This is a genomic window from Luteibacter jiangsuensis (assembly GCF_030812295.1).
Lineage (GTDB): Bacteria > Pseudomonadota > Gammaproteobacteria > Xanthomonadales > Rhodanobacteraceae > Luteibacter > Luteibacter jiangsuensis_A.
In genome coordinates, this window is sequence record NZ_JAUSSK010000002.1 from 132393 (window position 1) to 149613 (window position 17221).

19 protein-coding genes are annotated in these 17221 nt (G+C 67.2%); 7 read left to right on the forward strand and 12 right to left on the reverse strand.

From position 1 onward, the window contains the following. Positions 1-62: 62 nt before the first annotated feature. Positions 63-1562 (reverse strand): YifB family Mg chelatase-like AAA ATPase, encoded by a 1500-nt coding sequence (locus tag J2T07_RS05945; protein WP_306848180.1) that lies wholly within the window; start codon positions 1560-1562, stop codon positions 63-65. A gap of 173 nt (positions 1563-1735) precedes the next feature. Next, positions 1736-1987, reverse strand: a complete 252-nt coding sequence (gene ubiK / locus J2T07_RS05950; protein ID WP_306849494.1) for a ubiquinone biosynthesis accessory factor UbiK — start codon at positions 1985-1987, stop codon at positions 1736-1738. Positions 1988-2166: 179 nt separating this feature from the next. Between ubiK and glnK the strand changes: the two genes are divergently transcribed. Then, positions 2167-2505, forward strand: a complete 339-nt coding sequence (glnK, locus tag J2T07_RS05955) for a P-II family nitrogen regulator (RefSeq protein ID WP_306848181.1) — start codon at positions 2167-2169, stop codon at positions 2503-2505. A 22-nt stretch (positions 2506-2527) separates the two neighbouring features. Here glnK and J2T07_RS05960 read toward each other — a convergent pair whose 3' ends face one another. Both J2T07_RS05960 and gpmA read right to left on the reverse strand, forming a co-directional pair. Beyond that, positions 2528-3058: a DUF1453 domain-containing protein gene (locus J2T07_RS05960; RefSeq protein ID WP_306848182.1), complete on the reverse strand. Its 531-nt coding sequence runs from the start codon at positions 3056-3058 to the stop codon at positions 2528-2530. A gap of 125 nt (positions 3059-3183) precedes the next feature. Next, positions 3184-3918: a 2,3-diphosphoglycerate-dependent phosphoglycerate mutase gene (gene gpmA, locus J2T07_RS05965; RefSeq protein WP_306848183.1), complete on the reverse strand. Its 735-nt coding sequence runs from the start codon at positions 3916-3918 to the stop codon at positions 3184-3186. Between the two features lie 158 nt (positions 3919-4076). Between gpmA and J2T07_RS05970 the strand changes: the two genes are divergently transcribed. Further along, positions 4077-4727 (forward strand): hypothetical protein, encoded by a 651-nt coding sequence (locus tag J2T07_RS05970; RefSeq protein WP_306848184.1) that lies wholly within the window; start codon positions 4077-4079, stop codon positions 4725-4727. Between the two features lie 3 nt (positions 4728-4730). Here J2T07_RS05970 and hemF read toward each other — a convergent pair whose 3' ends face one another. Both hemF and J2T07_RS05980 read right to left on the reverse strand, forming a co-directional pair. Then, positions 4731-5633, reverse strand: coding sequence for an oxygen-dependent coproporphyrinogen oxidase (hemF, locus tag J2T07_RS05975; protein WP_306848187.1), 903 nt, complete (start codon positions 5631-5633; stop codon positions 4731-4733). A 96-nt stretch (positions 5634-5729) separates the two neighbouring features. Further along, positions 5730-6440 carry a YdcF family protein gene (locus J2T07_RS05980; protein WP_306848188.1) on the reverse strand — a complete coding sequence of 237 codons (711 nt, stop codon included), beginning with the start codon at positions 6438-6440 and terminating at the stop codon, positions 5730-5732. Between the two features lie 114 nt (positions 6441-6554). Here J2T07_RS05980 and J2T07_RS05985 point away from each other — a divergent pair, with 114 nt between their 5' ends. Genes J2T07_RS05985 through J2T07_RS06000 form a run of 4 tightly spaced genes read left to right on the forward strand, consistent with a single transcriptional unit; the run spans position 6555 to position 10946 of the window. Further along, complete coding sequence (locus tag J2T07_RS05985; protein WP_306848191.1) at positions 6555-7757, forward strand: beta-ketoacyl-[acyl-carrier-protein] synthase family protein; 1203 nt, start codon at positions 6555-6557, stop codon at positions 7755-7757. Then, entirely contained in the window at positions 7754-8554 is an 801-nt protein-coding gene (locus J2T07_RS05990; protein WP_306848192.1) for a beta-ketoacyl synthase chain length factor, read from the forward strand. The genes J2T07_RS05985 and J2T07_RS05990 overlap by 4 nt, the downstream gene beginning before the upstream one ends. Continuing rightward, positions 8551-9321 carry a glycosyltransferase family 2 protein gene (locus tag J2T07_RS05995; protein WP_306848194.1) on the forward strand — a complete coding sequence of 257 codons (771 nt, stop codon included), beginning with the start codon at positions 8551-8553 and terminating at the stop codon, positions 9319-9321. The genes J2T07_RS05990 and J2T07_RS05995 overlap by 4 nt, the downstream gene beginning before the upstream one ends. A gap of 29 nt (positions 9322-9350) precedes the next feature. After that, positions 9351-10946, forward strand: a complete 1596-nt coding sequence (locus J2T07_RS06000; protein ID WP_306848196.1) for an NAD(P)/FAD-dependent oxidoreductase — start codon at positions 9351-9353, stop codon at positions 10944-10946. A gap of 120 nt (positions 10947-11066) precedes the next feature. On the opposite strand, the gene J2T07_RS06005 is transcribed toward J2T07_RS06000, so the two are convergent. From J2T07_RS06005 to J2T07_RS06030, 6 genes are all read right to left on the reverse strand, one after another. Continuing rightward, a complete protein-coding gene (locus J2T07_RS06005; protein ID WP_306848198.1) occupies positions 11067-11501 on the reverse strand; it encodes a phosphotransferase in 435 nt (144 codons plus the stop codon). Beyond that, positions 11476-13815, reverse strand: a complete 2340-nt coding sequence (locus J2T07_RS06010) for an MMPL family transporter (protein WP_306848200.1) — start codon at positions 13813-13815, stop codon at positions 11476-11478. Before J2T07_RS06010 ends, J2T07_RS06005 begins: the two co-directional genes overlap by 26 nt. Further along, positions 13797-14441: a LolA-related protein gene (locus tag J2T07_RS06015; protein ID WP_306848203.1), complete on the reverse strand. Its 645-nt coding sequence runs from the start codon at positions 14439-14441 to the stop codon at positions 13797-13799. The genes J2T07_RS06010 and J2T07_RS06015 overlap by 19 nt, the downstream gene beginning before the upstream one ends. Next, complete coding sequence (locus J2T07_RS06020) at positions 14365-15312, reverse strand: acyltransferase (RefSeq protein WP_306848204.1); 948 nt, start codon at positions 15310-15312, stop codon at positions 14365-14367. The genes J2T07_RS06015 and J2T07_RS06020 overlap by 77 nt, the downstream gene beginning before the upstream one ends. Then, positions 15309-15623 (reverse strand): hydroxymyristoyl-ACP dehydratase, encoded by a 315-nt coding sequence (locus tag J2T07_RS06025; RefSeq protein WP_306848206.1) that lies wholly within the window; start codon positions 15621-15623, stop codon positions 15309-15311. The genes J2T07_RS06020 and J2T07_RS06025 overlap by 4 nt, the downstream gene beginning before the upstream one ends. Before the next feature lie 106 nt (positions 15624-15729). Next, a complete protein-coding gene (locus J2T07_RS06030; RefSeq protein ID WP_306848208.1) occupies positions 15730-16002 on the reverse strand; it encodes a phosphopantetheine-binding protein in 273 nt (90 codons plus the stop codon). Between the two features lie 181 nt (positions 16003-16183). Between J2T07_RS06030 and J2T07_RS06035 the strand changes: the two genes are divergently transcribed. Next, the gene (locus tag J2T07_RS06035; protein ID WP_430539318.1) at positions 16184-17170 is read left to right on the forward strand and encodes a pteridine-dependent deoxygenase; all 987 of its coding nucleotides are present in this window, start codon (positions 16184-16186) and stop codon (positions 17168-17170) included. Positions 17171-17221 lie beyond the last annotated feature (51 nt).

Sequence of the window (17221 nt, forward strand, 5' to 3'; positions counted from 1 at the left end):
GGGCATTCAAACGTAAGCCGTCCCCGTGACGCATGCACGCGCGTCACCGACTGACGAACGTCTCAGAACCGCCGGTAGTGCAACGCTTCCGCCAGATGCGCCTGCTCCACGCAGCCACTGCCACCCTCGATATCCGCGATCGTCCGCGCCACTCGCAAGATGCGGTGATACGCACGTGCGGAGGCGCCGAGTCTGTCCAGCGCACTTTCCAGCCACTCGCGCTCCGCCGAAGGCAGTGCGCAATCGCGCTCGAGGTTGACCACGCTCAGTTCGGCATTGGATTGGCCGGCACGCATCAGCGCCTTCTCGCGCGCCTTGATCACACGCTGCCGCACAGTGGCGCTATCGTCGTCATGGGGACCGGGGGCGGAGGAAAGTTCGGCGATGGCGACGCGCGGCACTTCGACGCAAAGATCGATGCGATCCAGCAACGGACCGGAGATGCGGCCGCGGTAACGCTGCACCTGGTCCGGCGTGCAACGGCATTCGTGCAGGGCATCGCCCGCGTAACCGCAGGGACAGGGGTTCATGGCCGCGACGAGCTGGAATTCGGCAGGGAAGGTCGACTGGCGCGCCGCGCGTGAAATGACGATCTGCCCCGACTCCAAGGGCTCTCGCAGAACCTCGAGGACATGCCGACTGAATTCGGGAAGCTCGTCGAGGAACAGCACGCCGTTGTGCGCGAGGGATATCTCGCCGGGACGCGGCGACGAACCGCCCCCCACCAATGCCACGCCCGATGCCGTATGGTGCGGCGAGCGGAACGGGCGCCGGCGCCAGCAACCGGGATCGATCTCCTCGCCGGACAACGACCGGACGGCGCAGCTTTCCAGCGCCTCGGATTCCGTCATCGGAGGAAGGATGCCGGGCAGGCGTTCCGCGAGCATGGTCTTGCCCGTACCCGGTGGGCCGATCAGCAACAGGTGATGACGGCCGGCGGCCGCGATCTCCAGGGCACGTCGCGCCTGGTACTGGCCGCGCACATCGCGCATGTCAGGGCCGCAGGTCGGCATGTCGTGGAAGTCGGCAGCCGCGGGCGCGGTGAGGTCGGCGTGGCCGCTCAGCCAGGCGCAGACCTCGGCGAGGCTGTCGGCGAGGAGGACGTCTCCCTCCCCGATGAGCGCGGCCTCGGCCGCGTTCGCACGCGGCACGACGATGCGGCGGCCGCAGCGGCGGGCGCGGATCAGGGCCGGGAGGATGCCCGGGACGGCACGAAGTTCGCCGGAAAGGGCAAGCTCGCCCAGGAATTCACAATCGTCGAGACGTTCGCGTGGCACCTGGGACCCGGCGGCAAGGATGCCGAGGGCGATCGCGAGGTCGAACCGGCCGCCGTCCTTGGGCAACTCCGCTGGCGCGAGATTCACCGTGATGCGACGGTTCGGGTATTCAAAGGCTGTGTTCTGGATCGCCACGCGCACGCGGTCGCGCGCTTCACGGACCGCCGCTTCGGGCAAGCCGACGATCGAGGTGGATGGCAAACCGCCGGAGAGGTGGACTTCGACGACCACTTGCGGCGCCGTGACACCTTCCTGCGCGCGCGAAAGGGTGACGGCGAGGCTCATGACGACGGATATCGTAACCGGTAACGAATCGCATGGGAGCGCGACCGCTCATGATCCTGACGGGATCCGGTTCGCATACGCACTCCCTTGCGTTCGCTGGGAAAATAACCGCCCCCGACCGCTCTCGGGGTGAGGGTGACGGATCGGGGGCGGTCCCGGGACCTGTGGCCGTCCTATTGGCCGTGCTGCGTGCTTGCCTCGAGCTCGGCAAGCCGTTGTTCCAAGGCTTCCAGCCTTTCACGCGTACGAGCCAGAACCTGGCTCTGAACGTCGAATTCTTCGCGGGTTACGAGATCGAGGCGGCGAAGTCCCTGCGCCAGAATGTCTTTGAAGTTGGCCTGCATGTCCTCACGCGCTTGCGCCAACCCTGGCGGAACCAACGATGCCAACCGCTGTGCGAGTTGATCGATACCCTGCACATCCATCTTGCGCACCTCGATGTCGTGGATGAATTCTAAGTGATGGAATTGTAGGCGCTATAGGCGTACGCCTACAGGTCGTGTAGGGTTTTTCCTACAAGCCACCGTATGGAGACGATCCGGAACCCGGATGGCACAATGGCCTTTCGCGCGCCGGCGGCCGGCCGCGCCCCGAGGAGTGATACATGAAGCTGGTGGTCGCCATCATCAAGCCGTTCAAGCTGGACGACGTCCGCGAGGCCCTCGCCGATGTGGGCGTCCAGGGCGTGACGGTGACGGAAGTGAAGGGTTTTGGCCGGCAGAAGGGCCATACCGAGCTTTACCGGGGCGCGGAGTACGTGGTCGACTTCCTGCCCAAGATCAAGCTGGAAGTCGCCGTGGCCGACGACCAGATCGAGCGCGTGGTCGAAGCGATTCAGCAGGCCGCGCGGACGGGCAAGATCGGCGACGGCAAGATCTTCGTCAGCCAGTTGGATCAGGTGGTACGCATCCGCACTGGCGAACTGGACAACGACGCCCTCTGACCGAGGGCGCCCGCAGGCGGCGTCAGGCCGCTTGCCACTGCCGCTTGTAGCGACGGTGATGGATCAGCACACCGGCGTAATAGGCCAGGTAGTAACCCACGGTCAGGCCCACCACCAGCATCGTCAGCGGGCTGTTTCCGGGGGACGGCCCCTGTACGGCCGCGCCGGTTCCGCTGGCGAACGCGGGGGCGAGAACCAGGAAACGCCAGGCCAGCCGCCCGAGCAGCAGGGCCGATAACGCGCCGCCGACCCAGGGGTTGGGTATGTAGAAGTCGGTACCGTCGGTGCCCTGCTCGAAGCGGGTCAGGCGCAGACCCACCAGGAGCGCCAGGCAGGTGCCGATCGCCACCCCACCCAATGCGCCCTCGGCGAGCCGGATATCCTGCAGGCCGGAAAGCATCATCAGGCCCACGATGACGGCGAACATGACGACCCGGACGGTCATCCGCCTCGTGCGGATCGGCTGCCTGCCGAAGCTGCCACGGACGCGGCGGTAGACGGCGAAGGCCATCAGGGGGGCGACGATCAAGGGGATGGCGGACGGAGCCAGCATGGCGTGGGCCTCGGTTGGTCGGTGTGAGGCTAGGTTATCGGGCCGCCGTCACGGTTCGAGGGGCGGTTGTGACCCATCGAGGGTGACGGATGTCACCCTCGTCCGTCACTGGCCCGGTCGACGCCTTACCTGGCCTTGCCCTGGTTCGCCACGGCGGCCATCTTGGCCTCGATCTCCGCCTGGTCGCCCAGGTAGTAGTGATTCACGGGCTTGAGGTCGGCGTCGAATTCGTAGACCAGCGGAATCCCGTTGGGAATGTTCAGTTCGGCGATGTCGTCGTCGGATATTCCGTCGAAGTATTTCACCAGCGCGCGCATGGAGTTGCCGTGCGCCGCCATCAGCACGTTGTTGCCCGCCCGGATCGCCGGCGCCAGCACCTCGTCCCAATAAGGCAGCACGCGGGCCACCGTGTCCTTCAGACATTCCGTCAACGGCACATCGATGCCCTCGTAGCGGCCGTCGTCGGCGAAGGACTTCGCGCCCGGCTCCAGCGGCGGCGGCGGGGTGTCATAGCTGCGGCGCCAGATGTGCACCTGCTCGTTGCCGTACTTGGCGGCGGTCTCGGCCTTGTTGAGGCCGGTCAGGGCGCCGTAATGGCGTTCGTTGAGCCGCCAGTCGGTGACCACCGGGATCCACATCAGGTCCATCTCGTCCTGCACGTGCCAGAGCGTGCGCACGGCGCGCTTGAGGTAGGAGGTGTGGGCCAGGTCGAAGGTGAATCCGGCTTCCTTGAGCAGGCGCCCGGCCTCGCGGGCCTCGGCGACGCCTTGTTCGCTGAGGTCGACGTCGGCCCAGCCGCTGAAGCGGTTCTCGAGGTTCCAGGCCGATTGGCCGTGGCGGATCATGACGAGCTTATACATGGCATCCAACGTGGGAAAGGAAAAATCCGATGGTGGAACCTGCACGGGGACCCGTCAACTTCACGGCGTGCCCTCCTTGCCCCGTGCCGTCAGTCACGCTAAACCTTCCCCGGTTCAGGTGCATCCTAGGGGTCCAGTCCACCCGTGGAGTACCACACATGCGCCGCACCCTGCTTTCACTGCTCATCGCACTTTCCGTTTCCGGCGCGGCCCTGGCCGACGACGACATCAGCAAGGTCAACGGCAGCGCCACGGTCGAGGCAGGCCAGCACGCCGGGGACGTCCATTCGGTCAACGGCTCGGTCCGCATCGGCGACCGCGCGATCGTACAGAAGGCCAGCACCGTCAATGGCGCCGTCGAACTCGGCGAGTCCGCCACGGCCACCGTCCTGAAGACGGTCAACGGCGCCGTCACGCTGCATGAGCAGGCCAAGGTCACCGATGAAGTGGAGACCGTGAATGGCAAGGTGCGGCTCGATCGCGGTGCCGACATCAAGGGCCACCTGTCGAACGTCAACGGCGAGATCTCGCTGGACCAGGCGCACGTGGGTGGCGGCATCGAGACGGTCAACGCCGATGTCACGATAGGCGAAGGCTCCAAGGTCGAAGGCGGCCTCCTCGTGAAGAAGCCTTCGATGAGCTGGTTCAACAACAACGACCGCAAGCCGAAGATCGTGATCGGCCCGCATGCCGTCGTGCAGGGTTCGCTCACCTTCGAACGCGAGGTCGACCTCTACGTCAGCGATTCCGCGACGGTCGGCAAGATCGAAGGCGCCACGGCGAAGAAGTTCTCGGGCAGCGCGCCGTAATCGTCAGACCCAGTCGCGCGGCTTCAGGTATTCCTGCAGCCGCGCTTCAGGGGTACCGGTTTCCGGCGTGTAGGCGTACTCGAAGCGCACGCGCGGCGGCAGGCTCATCAGGATCGACTCGGTGCGTCCACCGGATTGGAGGCCGAACAGCGTGCCGCGATCGTAGACGAGATTGAATTCCACATAGCGACCGCGGCGATACAGTTGGAACTCGCGTTCGCGCTCGCCCCAGGGCATGCCGCGGCGGCGCTCCACGATGGGCAGGTAGGCATCGAGGAAGCCTTCGCCGACGTCGCGGGTGAAGTCCATGCAGCGTTCGAAACCGCCCTCGTTGAGATCGTCGTAGAACAGCCCACCGACACCGCGCGTCTCGCCCCGGTGTTTCAGATAGAAGTACTCGTCGCACCAGCGCTTGTAGCGTGCGTACACGTCGTCGCCATAGGGCTCACAGAGGCTTTTCGCCACGCCATGCCAATGGCGCACGTCCTCGTCGAACGGGTAGAACGGCGTGAGGTCGAATCCGCCGCCGAACCACCAGACGGGCTCGGCGCCTTCCTTGGAGGCTTCGAAATAGCGTACGTTCGCGTGGGTGGTGGGGATATACGGGTTGCGCGGGTGCAAGACCAGCGACACGCCGGTGGCGATGAAGCTGCCGCCGACGAGGTCCGGCCGGTGCGCCGTGGCGCTGGGAGGCAGCGGCGATCCGGACACCCGCGAAAAATTGACGCCCGCCTGTTCGAAGACCCCGCCGTCGCGAAGGACGCGCGTGCGCCCACCGCCGCCGGCGGGGCGTGTCCACGCATCCTCCTCGAAGCGAGCCGTCCCGTCCGCCGCCTCGATGGCGGCACAGATGCGGTCCTGCAGGCCGCGCAGGAACGATTCGGCAAGGTCGGCTTGTCCGGACATGGAAGGCGTGGCCTCTTACGAGTGGGGAATGTAGCGGAGCTTAGCAAGACGCGGCGACGCGCCAGCTGCGGCACGCCGCCGCGTGGAGCCGACGCATCAGGCGATGCGTCCAGCCATCCGCCGGTTACCGGTCAAGGCGGCCCAGCGCATGCCGGTATCGATCCACATGAGGTAGCCCGCCTCCATCAGGATCCTCGCGACATAGCGCCGGGTCAGCGGCAAGCGTTCTTCCGCCGCGAGGGGGGCGGCATCGAAGCCCAGGCGGCGGGCGAGATACAGGCAACGGGCGAGGTGATAGCGGCTCGTGACCAGCCAGACCCGCGGCAGAGGACTATCGTCGCTCTCTCGCAACAACACCCGCGCGTGGCGCAGGTTCTCCAGGGAATCGATGGAGACCTGTTCCAGCAGCATCGGCACGGTCGGCGGCCACCCCTCGGCCAACAACCAGCGTTCGCCGGCGTCCGCCTCGCTCATCGTTCCACCGCTGAAACCGCCAAGCAGGAGCACGCGTTCAGCCTGCCCGTCCAACGCGTGTTGCCGCACCCGGGCGAGGCGTTCGATGAAATCGGTTTCCACGCGGTCGTCGACGAGGCGGCGGCCGAAGACGAGCATGGTCCTGCGCTCCGCCACCCGTGCGGGGCTGCGGCCAGCCAGCCAGCAGACGCGCGCCAGGTGCGCGGCGTACAGCAGGCCGAGGCTGCCCACGAAAGCGACCGCGGTCACCAGCGCCGCGATGAGGATGTCGCGGTCGCTCAGGTACCGCCAGACACCGCGGCGCAGGATTTTGGGTGCTTGGATACCGGACATGGGGACGATCCCGGAGAGATGCGCAGTCTGCGTATTCCGGGCGCAGCGTGCAATCGCCTGAACGCCTGTCCACGTTCACGCGACGCTATCGATCAAAAAGGATAGGCTCGCCGCATGCCCCATCCCATGCCTCCGCTCGCCATCCGCGCGTACACCGCCACCTCCGCCCTCGGCTGCGGCCTCCGGGCCCACGCCGATGCCCTCGCCGCCTCACGCGGCGGCCTGTCGCCCAACAACTTCAGTGTCGCCCCGCTCGACTGCTGGATAGGCCGCGTTGCCGGCGTGGAGGAAGAGCCGCTTCCCGCCGGACTGTCCGACTGGGATTGCCGCAACAACCGGCTGGCCTGGCTGGCCCTCCGCCAGGACGGTTTCACCGACGCCGTGCACGCCACGCGCGAGCGCTACGGTAGCGGCCGCGTCGCGGTTTTGCTGGGCACCTCCACCGCAAGCATCGGTGCCACCGAGGAAGGCTACCGGCGTCTCGACCATGGACGCATGCCCGCCGACCTGCACCGCCCGGTGCTGCATACGCCCCATTCGCTTGCCGGCTTCGTCGCCGCCGCGTTCGAGCTGGAGGGACCGTGCCTCACCGTCGCCACCGCCTGCTCGTCGAGCGCGAAGGTATTCGCCAACGCGGAACGGATGATCCGGTTGGGCCTCGTCGATGCCGCCATCGTCGGCGGTACGGACAGCCTATGCGATAGCGTGCTGTTCGGCTTCAACTCGCTCGAACTGGTATCGCCCGATCCCTGTCGGCCGTTCGATGCGCGACGCAACGGCATCTCGATCGGCGAAGCCGCCGGTTTCGCCATCCTGGAACGGGTGACGGAACCGAACGATGCGCCGCTTTTGATCGGCTATGGCGAAGCCAGCGACGCACATCACATGTCCACGCCGCATCCGGAAGGTCTCGGCGCCGAACTGGCGCTGCGCGACGCGTTGGCGCGCGCAGGCATCGCGCCGGGCGATGTCGACTACATCAACCTGCACGGCACCGCGAGCCAGAAGAACGACGAAGTCGAGGCCGCGCTCATCGCGCGCACATTCCCCACCCACACGCGGGCCAGTTCCACCAAGGGCTTCACCGGCCACACGCTGGGCGCCGCCGGCATCCTCGAGACGGTGCTTACCTTGCTCGCCATGCGCGACGGACGTGTCCCGGGCAACCTCGGTGCGAACGAGCCGGACCCGCTATGCGGACCGCAGATGGCGTGGCAACCCGAGACGAGGGACATACGCATCGCACTGAGCAATTCCTTCGGTTTCGGCGGCAACAACGCCTGCCTCGCCTTCGCCCATGCAGGGCACGCCGCATGAGCGCCGCGCTATCGGTCTGGGTGAAGGGCTTCGGCCTCTGGGCGCCGGGCGCCGCGGACTGGCACGCGTTCCGCGACATCGTCACCGGTGGCGCGACCCCTACCGCCACCGAGCGGCCGATGGCTGACGCCCTGCCACCCAACGAGCGTCGCCGTGCACCGGAAAGCGTGTTGCTGGCCGTGGCCGTGGCCGGGCAGGCGGTACACATGAGCGGCCTCGATGCGGCAACCCTGCCCTGCGTATTCGCTTCCGCCCACGGCGACCAGGTCATCACCGATTACATGTGTGACACGCTGGCCCGTGCGCCCACGGAACTTTCGCCCACACGGTTCCACAATTCCGTGCACAACGCGCCTGCTGGTTACTGGACCATCGCCACGCACTGCCACGCCAGCTCCAGCGCGATATCGGGTGGCGAAGACGTCTTCGGCGCCGGCTTGCTGGAGGCGGCCACGCTGGCCGTGGCCGACGACCGGGACGTGTTGCTGGCCAGCTACGATATCGCGGGCACCGGTCCCCTCGGCGACATGACCAGTACCACCGGGCCGTTCGCGGCGGCACTCGTGCTGTCGCCACGGGCGGACGGTGCCGCGATACGGCTCGACATCACGCCCGAGCCTGGCAACAGCGGTAGCGAGGCCATGGGCGACCCATGGCTGGATGGCGTCGCGGCGAGCAATCCATCGGCACGCTCCATACCCCTCATGCGCGCCCTCGCGCTGGCCCGGCCCACCGCCTTGCGTTTGCCGGCCGCACATGGGCTCGATCTCCATATCGACGTGGAGGTTGCCGCGTGAGCCCCGCCGAACCGCGCTACTGCATCCTGATTCCGTGCCTCAACGAGGAGCGCGCCATCGGCAAGGTCGTCGGCGACGCGCTCGAGCTGGGGCTTCCCGTGATCGTCGTCGACGACGGCTCGGACGACCGCACGCCCGAGATCGTCGGCGCGATGCCAGTGACCCTGCTCCGCCACGAGACGCGGCGCGGCAAGGGCGAGGCCCTGCGTACCGGTTTTCGTGAAGCCCTTCGCCATGGCTACGATGCCGTGGTCACCATGGATGGCGACGGCCAGCATCACGCCTCCGACATCCCCGCCATGCTCGCCGCGAGCCGACGCTATCCCGGAAGCATCGTTATCGGAGCGCGCCTGCTGCAACGCGAACAACAGCCGCCGGGGCGGCGTCGTGCCAATGCCGTGGCGGACTGGGGCATTTCCTGGGCCTGCGGACGAGCGATCGCGGATACACAGAGCGGGCAGCGACTGTATCCGAAGGCGACGCTGGACCTCGTCGACCTGCCGGCGGAACACTTCGTCTTCGAGGCCGCCGTCCTTATTACCGCCTGCCGTGAACGCGGCATCGGCGTGGTCTCGGTGCCTATCGCTTCACGCTACCAGGGTGAATTCCGGCTGAGCCACTTCAGCCCGGTGCGCGACGTGAGCCGGATCACGCTCTATACGATCGGCCGGATCATCCACTACGGAAACGCCGTCGCCAGCTATCGCCGCTCGCGTGCGAAGCCGACGATCATCCAGGAACGAGAAGCAGGACACACGGCATACTGATTCGGGCACCCACGCACGAGGTCGAAACGATGGATCGCAAGCCACACGACGCCGTCATCCTTGGAGGGGGCCTTGCAGGGCTCACCCTGGCCCTGCAATTGAAGGGCGCCTATCCCGACATGGACATCGTCGTGCTCGAGCGGCAGGCTCGTCCGCTACCCGAGGCGGCACACAAGGTGGGCGAATCCACCGTCGAGATCGCCGCGCACTACTTCGCGCACACGCTGGGACTGCGCGCGCATCTCGACGATGCGCATATCCGCAAGTTCGGCTTCCGCTTCTTCTTTTCCGAAGGGCGGGACGATCTAGCCGACGTGACCGAGCTGGGCGTGAGCGCCGTGCTGCCGACGCCCAGTTACCAGATCGACCGCGGCATCCTGGAGAACTTCCTTGGGGATGAGGTTTGCCGCCGTGGCATCGACTTCCGCGAAGGGGTCACGGTAAGGGGCTTCGACATCGGCGCTGGCACCCTGCCGCATACCGTTCGTTTCGAGACGGCCACCGGCAGCGGTGACTTGCAGGCGCGCTGGTTGCTCGATGCGTCGGGCCGGGCCGGGCTGATGCGCCGTAAACTCGATCTCACCCGCGACAATGGCCATCACGCCAACGCCGTGTGGTTCCGCATCGACGACAGGCTCGAGATCGACGCCTGGTGCGATGACGCCGCATGGAAGGGACGCTGTGAGCCGCCGGAACGCTGGCGCTCGACGAATCACTTGTGCGGACCCGGCTACTGGGTGTGGCTGATTCCCTTGTCGTCGGGCGCCCATTCGGTCGGCATCGTGGCAGACGCGTCGATGCATCCACTGGAAACGATGAAGACCTTCGACCTCGCCCTGGCGTGGCTCCAGGCGCACCAGCCCATCGTCGCCCGGCACGTGGCCAGCCGGCGCGACAAGCTGCTCGACTTCGCCTTCTTCCGGCATTTTTCCTACGGGTGCGCGAGGATGTTCTCGCCCGATCGCTGGGGCCTGACGGGCGAGGCCGGGGCTTTCCTCGATCCGTTCTACTCACCGGGCAGCGATTTCATCGCGATAGCCAATACGTACATCACGCTGCTCGTCGGCCTGGACCGCGATGGGGAAATGCTCAATGCGCACGCGCGCCACTACGAGCGGCTGTTCTTCTCGTTCTACGAAGGCACGCTGCGGATGTACCGGGGGCAGTACAACCTGTTCGGCGATCCGGAAGTGCTACCGATCAAGGTCATCTGGGACTACGCCTATTACTGGGGCGTGCTTTGCCAGATCGTATTCCAGGAACGTCTGGGCGACGCGGAGTTCATCACCCGCATGGGGCCCGAGCTGATGGCATCGGCGGACCTCAACACCGAGATGCAGACGTTCTTCCAGCGCTGGCACGCCGTGTCGGAAGGCCGCAACCGCAAGGTCATGATGGACCAGCGCGACCTTACCTGGTTCGCCACGATGAACGCGACGTTGCACGACACCCTCGACGACGAAGCCCTCGCCTACCGCTTGCGCGAGAACGTTCGCATGATGCGCTCCCTGGCGGCGAGCATCGTCGAACGGGCCGCGGTGGATCACCCGTCGCTCAGGGAAGGCAACGAACACCTGCTCGCGGGGCAAGAGACGCCCATGGAGCTCTTCGCCCGCGTCGCCTGAGGCACTGTCCACTGTCGCGATCCGTGAGACCGCCGCCCCGCAGACTCTGCTGGTCGGCCCGGAGGGTAGCGGTCAGGCTCCTCATCAGTCCCCTTTCAAGCAGCCCCTCCGGGCCGACCGTCATCCCGCTGGATGAATGACCGCGGCGCGGCCAGAGGCGATCTCGTGCCCCTCGTGTTCGATGCGGAAGATGTACTGCGCGCCTCCCTCGTCGGCCATCAGGCATTGGGCATGCACGTCGATCACGCCCGCCAGCATGTCGACGCGCCGCACCGCCAGCTTCACCCCACGCAAACTCACCAGCATCCCCGGCCTGGCTTCCGTCGCGCCTTGTTCGCGGGCCAGCAGCGCGCCATGAACGGCCATCGCCTGTGCGCCGTATTCGGCCAGGTGGACGGCATGCAGCCCGTCCCCGCCACGTAACGGATGCGACATCGACACGTGGCTCGTGCTGATCGCGTGGATCGACGATGCATCCCACGCCAGCACGCCGTCGAGCAGGCACATGTCGCCCGCATGAGGTACCAGGTCAATGAAGTCGGTCTTGGCGAGCATGTGGTGCCATCAGGATGGAGAGACAAAAATGGAAGGCGACGCCGAGCGACACCGTGAGGCCGATGGCGCGCAACACGGGGATCGACGACCACGCGAGCATGCCGAACACGAGCAACGCGGAGATCACGCACACCACGGTTGCATGCAGGGTGCGGCGCTGCTCGGCGGGATCGCCCGTGTCGCGTTCGAAGAACAGCGCGTAGTGCAGGCCAAGGCCGGCGGCGAGGATCAGGGCGACGAGATGGAACAGCGATATCGGGATGCCCGCCATGCGTTCCACGGCCAGCACCAGGAAGGTCGCCAGCGTCATGGGCGCCAGCACGTGCCACGCACGGCGCACGCTGCGCAGGGCCAGCGTGATGGTCACGAGCAACAGCAGCGTCGCCGCGAGCAGCGCGTGCAGGATCCGCGTGCGGTATTCCGCCACCAGCGATTCGGACGCGTCCTTGAGATCGAGCAGGCGCGCGTCCGCGCCCGCCGACACCACGGTCGCGGCAATAGCCGCCGCGTCGTGCACGCCGCTCAGCGCGGACAGACCTACCCAATGGTCGCCGCGCGGCACCAGCATCGCCGCGAGCCGCTGTCCGAGGGGTGCGCGGGCGAACATGTCCGGCGTGAGCAAGGGCGCGCTACGCGCCGCCTGCACGTCGTCAACGAACGGCGCGAAGAGATCCTTGCGGAACGGCATGCCATCGAGCGCGCCATCCAGCGCCGCGTCGAGCGTCGCCCGGTCCGGCAACTTCGCCTGGCGCGCACGCTGCGTCGCCAGGTCGGGCAAGTAGATCGATGGCAATTCGAATCCATCGAGCGTCTTCGCCGCCACCTGTTCACGCAATCGCGCCTCGAGCTTCGCCGACGCCGCGAGCACGCCATCGGCCGTCGGGGCCTGCACGACCAGCAGGTAGCGCACATCGGGCGCGCCCAGTTCGCCGCGCAGGCGCGCGTCGGTCATCAGCAGGTCGCGCGGCAGGGGTGTCAGCGCCGAAAGGTCGTTCTGCCAGAACGGGCCAGGGGCGAACGCAAGCATCGCCACCGCGGCGGCCGCCACGGGAATCGGCAGCCATCGCGGGCGCGGCAAGCCGTCGAGCCATCCACGGAAGCGCGCCAGCCCCGGCGTATCGGCCACGTCACGTGCGCGCTCGGGCAAGAGGTAGGGCAGCGCATAACGGGTGGTGAACCCGGCGGCGAGCAGGCCCGTGATGGTGAACACGGCGAGTTGTTTCAGGCCGCCGACGCCGGAAGCGTAGAACGCGAGGTATGCGATGCACGCAGACGCGATCGCGGTCAGCAGGAGGGGCCACAGGCCTTTCACGCTCGCCACGGCCGACTCGCCCGCGCGGCGGTGGCTGAGCAGGCGGATGGGGTATTCCTGCGCCACGCCGAGCAGGGTGAAACCGAAAGCCAGCGTAATCCCGTGCACCTCGGCGAAGCACAAGGTCATCACGGCGATGCCGGCGAGCGCGCCCGTCGCCACGGGCAACGCGCCGAGTAGGAGGCTGCTCACGCTGCGGTAGGCGGCGAGCATCAACACGATGAAGCCGATGGTGGAAATGCGGCCGATCCAGTCGGCCTGGTCGCGCGTCTGCGCATTGACCACCACCGTGAAGTACCCCGGGCCACTGATCGTCAGATGCGAACCGGCGCTGCCCGGCAGTGCCGCGAAGGCAGCACGCAGGCGTCCGATCGCCTCGTCCTGGGCGCCGGGATCGAAGCCCGCACCGCGCGTCTGCGCCAGCAACAGCGCCTCGTCGCGGGAGGAAAACCAGACGCCTTCGCGTACCTCGGGCGAGCGTGTCGGGGTCCAGCGCTCGGCGAGCTTGAGGGTTTCCAGGGTGGGATCGCGTGGCAACAAGCCCTTGAGCAGCGTGGCCGCGGGCGAACTCAGGTCCTCCAGGCGCTGTTGCAGCTGGTCGGCGAGATAGTTCTCGTCCAGCACCTGCGTGTCGAGTGTCGGAGACAGCAGGAACCGGTAAGGCATCAGGCGGGTGTCGAGCATGCCGAGATCGAAGTCGCCGTTGACCACCTGCGTGAAGGCGGGATCCTTGCGCAGGGTGGCGGCGAGGCCCCGGCTCAACGTGGCCTTGGTGACATCGTCGCCGCCATCGATCGCAACGAGAAGCAGGCGCGAGCCGGGACCTTCACCAACCTGGTCCATGAGCAGCTTCTGGTCCGGCGTCGTCGGCGCCGGCATGAAGCTGCGCAGGTCCGTGCCCACCTTCAGTTGCGTGGCGACGACCGCGCCCAGGGCCGCGAGCGCGGCGAGCCAGGCGATGAGGATGCCAAGGCGCGCGCCCCTCACATCGCGCCGCCGCACTGCGCGATGAGTCCTTCGCGGGTCGGTTCGGCAGGCATCGCCGTGGCCAGCTCGCCGAGCAGGTCGATCGAGGTATCGCCATCGCTCTCGTCCATGCGCATGCAACGCGGCACGTTGCCGCTGCCGTACACATGGATGCTGGCGATCTGCTTCGCGATCCGAGGATCGCGCGGCGTGAGCGTCAATTGCCAGCGGTCGGCATCGCGGCCCAAGGCGATCTCGAAGGACTCGCCCAGCCGCGAGGGATCGCCAGCGAGCAACGCGACGAAGCTGTCGAGCAATACCTTCAGCTGCGGCGCGCGGTTCAGCGAGAAGCTTCGCGGCTTCTTGCCCTCGCGTTCCTGCGTGACCTCGCCGTCGGCGATCGTGGAAGTCTCCCTCATCGGCGTGTCGACGCGACGCTCCAGGCGATCGCCGCCGAGCCAGGCCAGTTCGCCCGATACCACCAGGGGTTTGTCGAGCACACGCATGAATCGCGCCTCGGCGAAAGAGGTGCGTGCGGGTGCGGGCCGGTGGAGGCTCGCGACCAGCGCCTTCGCGGCGTCCGTATCAGGCGTCGGAGTGGCGAGGCATGTGAGCGGTAGCAGCAGGCTCGTCAGCAGGGCCAGTTTCTTGCCAGAAGTCATAGAAATTGAACCAGTTGAAGGGATACAGGCGTGCATAGTGCTCCACGCGCGCCGCGTAGCGGGCCACGACACGTTCCAGGGCGGCCACGCGTTGAGCCCGCGGAATGTCGATACCGTCCGAGAATGCCTCGAAGATCAGGCGATATTGATTGCCACCGACATAGATACCCATGCACAGGACCACGGGAATTTTCAGCGCGGATGCGAGCAGCCATGGTCCGGCGGGGAACGGCGCAGGCGTGCCCAGGAAGGGAACGCGACAGGTGGACTCGCCCTGGTGGCCACGGTCGGCGAGCAGGGCGACCATGCCACCCTGCGCGGCGCCCTCGGCCATCGCCAATGCGACTGACGCGCCACCGCGAGAGGCGTCGATCACCGCCGCACCCACGTCCGGCGCGAGCGCCTCCAGCACGGTGGTGAGCGCCGGGGTCTTCTGCTTGTCGAGCACCACGCGCAGCGGCACGTCCGGCCGGCGGGCGCCCAACGCGCGCAGGGCTTCGAAGCTGCCTTGGTGCGAACCGATCAGCAACACGCCGCGGCCGCCGTCGATGCAACGGTCCAGTTCGGCCAGGCCTTCCACGTCGACGGCGAAATCGCGTTCGCCGCGGGCGAGGAAGAACATGCGATCCAGCAGGGTCGCGGCGAACATGTGGATATGGCGGAAGACGTCGTAGCCGGTGATGGGACGTCCCAGCACGCGCGACAGGTACGCGCGCGAGGCGGCGCGTTCATCGGCACGGCGCAGGAAGAAGTACAGGGCGATCGGATAGAGCAGCATGCGGGCCACCCGCCGGCCGAGCTTCAGCGCGATCGTGCGAATCAGCCAGATGGCGAACAAGCCGCCACCTTCGCGTTGCTTCCAGTGGCTCATGCCATGCCCTCGAACGTGCCTCGCGCCAGGATCTCCGCCGCCCGGCGGATCGTGAAACGGAAACGGGCGGCGTCGACCGCGACGAGTTCGATCTCGGCATCCTCGCCGGGCAGGAGCGGCGCAAGGAACTTGGCGTCGATCACCTGGCGCACGGCAAGTCCGCGCCATTCACGCAACGCGGTGGCCACGGCCTCGAGCAGCAGCACGCCGGCGACGATCGGCCGGCCCGGGAAGTGGCCGGCGAAGCTGGGGTGTGCCGCGTCGAAACGCAGCGGGCGCACACAGGGTGCGATGTCGGTCGGATCGGTCATCGGTATCTCCGGAGCACGATCGGGGCCATACCGGCGATAGCGGCTCTCGCTCGGCCGTCCAGGGCGAAGCAAAGCACGCCCCGGGCAAGTGCGACCTGAACGGCTGTCAGGCCGCGGCGCGGTGCTGCTCGATATGGTCGGACAGCGTGCGCAGGCTCGTGAAGATCGTCCGGTTGTCCGGATTGTCGGATTTCAGCTGGAATCCATAGCGCTTGGAGACTGCCAGGGCGATTTCCAGGGCGTCGATGGAGTCCAGGCCCAGCTCGCCGCCGAACAAGGGCGCCTCGGGATCGATGTCGGCGGGCTGCACCGATTCGAGGTTGAGGCTGGTGACGATGAGTTCGGCGAGTTCGTGCTGTGCTGCGGTCTGCGTTGCCATTGGTGTTTCCAGGTCCTGGATGTTCCTGCCTCCCCCCGGATGGCAGCGGCCGCGAAGTTTAACACAGGGGTCTTTGGCGCCGCTGAGGACGGTATTCAGACTGATGAATCCGATGCGCGTTCACGCTCTCCGCCGGCGCCGGGGCGATATCATGCTCCGAACGCGCAGGACGGAAGACCCGATGCTCCCAGGAAGTGAAATGCGTGAGCGGAATCCGCTCTCGGCCCGTCCCTCGCCACGGGTGGGTTACCGGCCCCCGGCGGGGGCCCTGTCGCCCTCCACGCTGGCCGCCTTCGGCTTCGGCGCCGCGGCCCCGGTCCACGACGACCCGCGCTGGCTGCGCGTGGCGCTGGAACCCCTGGGCGACGCCCCGGCCGAGGTATGGGAGGTGGACGGCGAGGTGAGCCGAGGCCGCCAGGGCGACCTGCGCTGGTCGCGTGGGGGTGGCTGGCTGTTTGCCGCGGTGGAGTGCCGCGAGGACGAACACGGCGGCCCCGAAGGCGCGGCACGGTATGCCTATGGTTTGCTGTCGCGCTTCGTGGCGACGGCCGATGAACGGCACGTCCAGCGCATATGGAATTACCTCGGGGCGATCAACGCTGGCAACGGCGACGACGAACGCTACAAACACTTTTGCACCGGGAGGATCGGCGGCATGGGCGAGATCTTCGCCCATGGCTACCCTGCCGCCACGGCGATCGGGCATCACGCCGACGCAGCGCTGTTGCAGGTCTACCTACTCGCGACGGACCGGCCGGGCACCCGCGTGGAAAATCCCCGTCAGGTGAGCGCATGGCGTTATCCGCGCCAGTACGGCCGTACGCCGCCGAGCTTCGCGCGGGCCACGCTACTGCCGGCGAACGACGTGCTGGCCATCTCGGGCACGGCCGCGGTGGTCGGCCACGCCTCGGCGCATGCCGGCGACATCGACGCGCAACTCGCGGAGACGCTGCGCAACCTGGAGACGCTGCTGGACACCAGTGGCATGCCGCACGGATTCGGGCCATCGGCGCCGCTGAAGGTGTATGTGCGACGCCCCGAGGACGAGGAGACCGTGCGCATCTTCGCCGCGAAACACCTGCCGGGTGCCCCGCTGTTGCTCGTGCACGGCGACGTCTGCCGTGCGGAGTTGCTGGTGGAAATCGACGGCTGGCGCTATCGCGGCTGATATCGCCGACAGGGTCGGCTCCCACCAAGCCCGGCTTCTCGGAAGGTCCGG

What these genes read in the sequence shown, in the direction of transcription:
- J2T07_RS05945 (WP_306848180.1), bottom strand. Translation starts at nt 1,562, where the DNA reads ATGAGCCTCGCCGTCACCCTTTCGCGCGCGCAGGAAGGTGTCACGGCG.
- ubiK (WP_306849494.1), bottom strand. Translation starts at nt 1,987, where the DNA reads ATGGATGTGCAGGGTATCGATCAACTCGCACAGCGGTTGGCATCGTTG.
- glnK (WP_306848181.1), top strand. Translation starts at nt 2,167, where the DNA reads ATGAAGCTGGTGGTCGCCATCATCAAGCCGTTCAAGCTGGACGACGTC.
- J2T07_RS05960 (WP_306848182.1), bottom strand. Translation starts at nt 3,058, where the DNA reads ATGCTGGCTCCGTCCGCCATCCCCTTGATCGTCGCCCCCCTGATGGCC.
- gpmA (WP_306848183.1), bottom strand. Translation starts at nt 3,918, where the DNA reads ATGTATAAGCTCGTCATGATCCGCCACGGCCAATCGGCCTGGAACCTC.
- J2T07_RS05970 (WP_306848184.1), top strand. Translation starts at nt 4,077, where the DNA reads ATGCGCCGCACCCTGCTTTCACTGCTCATCGCACTTTCCGTTTCCGGC.
- hemF (WP_306848187.1), bottom strand. Translation starts at nt 5,633, where the DNA reads ATGTCCGGACAAGCCGACCTTGCCGAATCGTTCCTGCGCGGCCTGCAG.
- J2T07_RS05980 (WP_306848188.1), bottom strand. Translation starts at nt 6,440, where the DNA reads ATGTCCGGTATCCAAGCACCCAAAATCCTGCGCCGCGGTGTCTGGCGG.
- J2T07_RS05985 (WP_306848191.1), top strand. Translation starts at nt 6,555, where the DNA reads ATGCCCCATCCCATGCCTCCGCTCGCCATCCGCGCGTACACCGCCACC.
- J2T07_RS05990 (WP_306848192.1), top strand. Translation starts at nt 7,754, where the DNA reads ATGAGCGCCGCGCTATCGGTCTGGGTGAAGGGCTTCGGCCTCTGGGCG.
- J2T07_RS06000 (WP_306848196.1), top strand. Translation starts at nt 9,351, where the DNA reads ATGGATCGCAAGCCACACGACGCCGTCATCCTTGGAGGGGGCCTTGCA.
- J2T07_RS06005 (WP_306848198.1), bottom strand. Translation starts at nt 11,501, where the DNA reads ATGCTCGCCAAGACCGACTTCATTGACCTGGTACCTCATGCGGGCGAC.
- J2T07_RS06015 (WP_306848203.1), bottom strand. Translation starts at nt 14,441, where the DNA reads ATGACTTCTGGCAAGAAACTGGCCCTGCTGACGAGCCTGCTGCTACCG.
- J2T07_RS06020 (WP_306848204.1), bottom strand. Translation starts at nt 15,312, where the DNA reads ATGAGCCACTGGAAGCAACGCGAAGGTGGCGGCTTGTTCGCCATCTGG.
- J2T07_RS06025 (WP_306848206.1), bottom strand. Translation starts at nt 15,623, where the DNA reads ATGACCGATCCGACCGACATCGCACCCTGTGTGCGCCCGCTGCGTTTC.
- J2T07_RS06030 (WP_306848208.1), bottom strand. Translation starts at nt 16,002, where the DNA reads ATGGCAACGCAGACCGCAGCACAGCACGAACTCGCCGAACTCATCGTC.
- J2T07_RS06035 (WP_430539318.1), top strand. Translation starts at nt 16,184, where the DNA reads ATGCTCCCAGGAAGTGAAATGCGTGAGCGGAATCCGCTCTCGGCCCGT.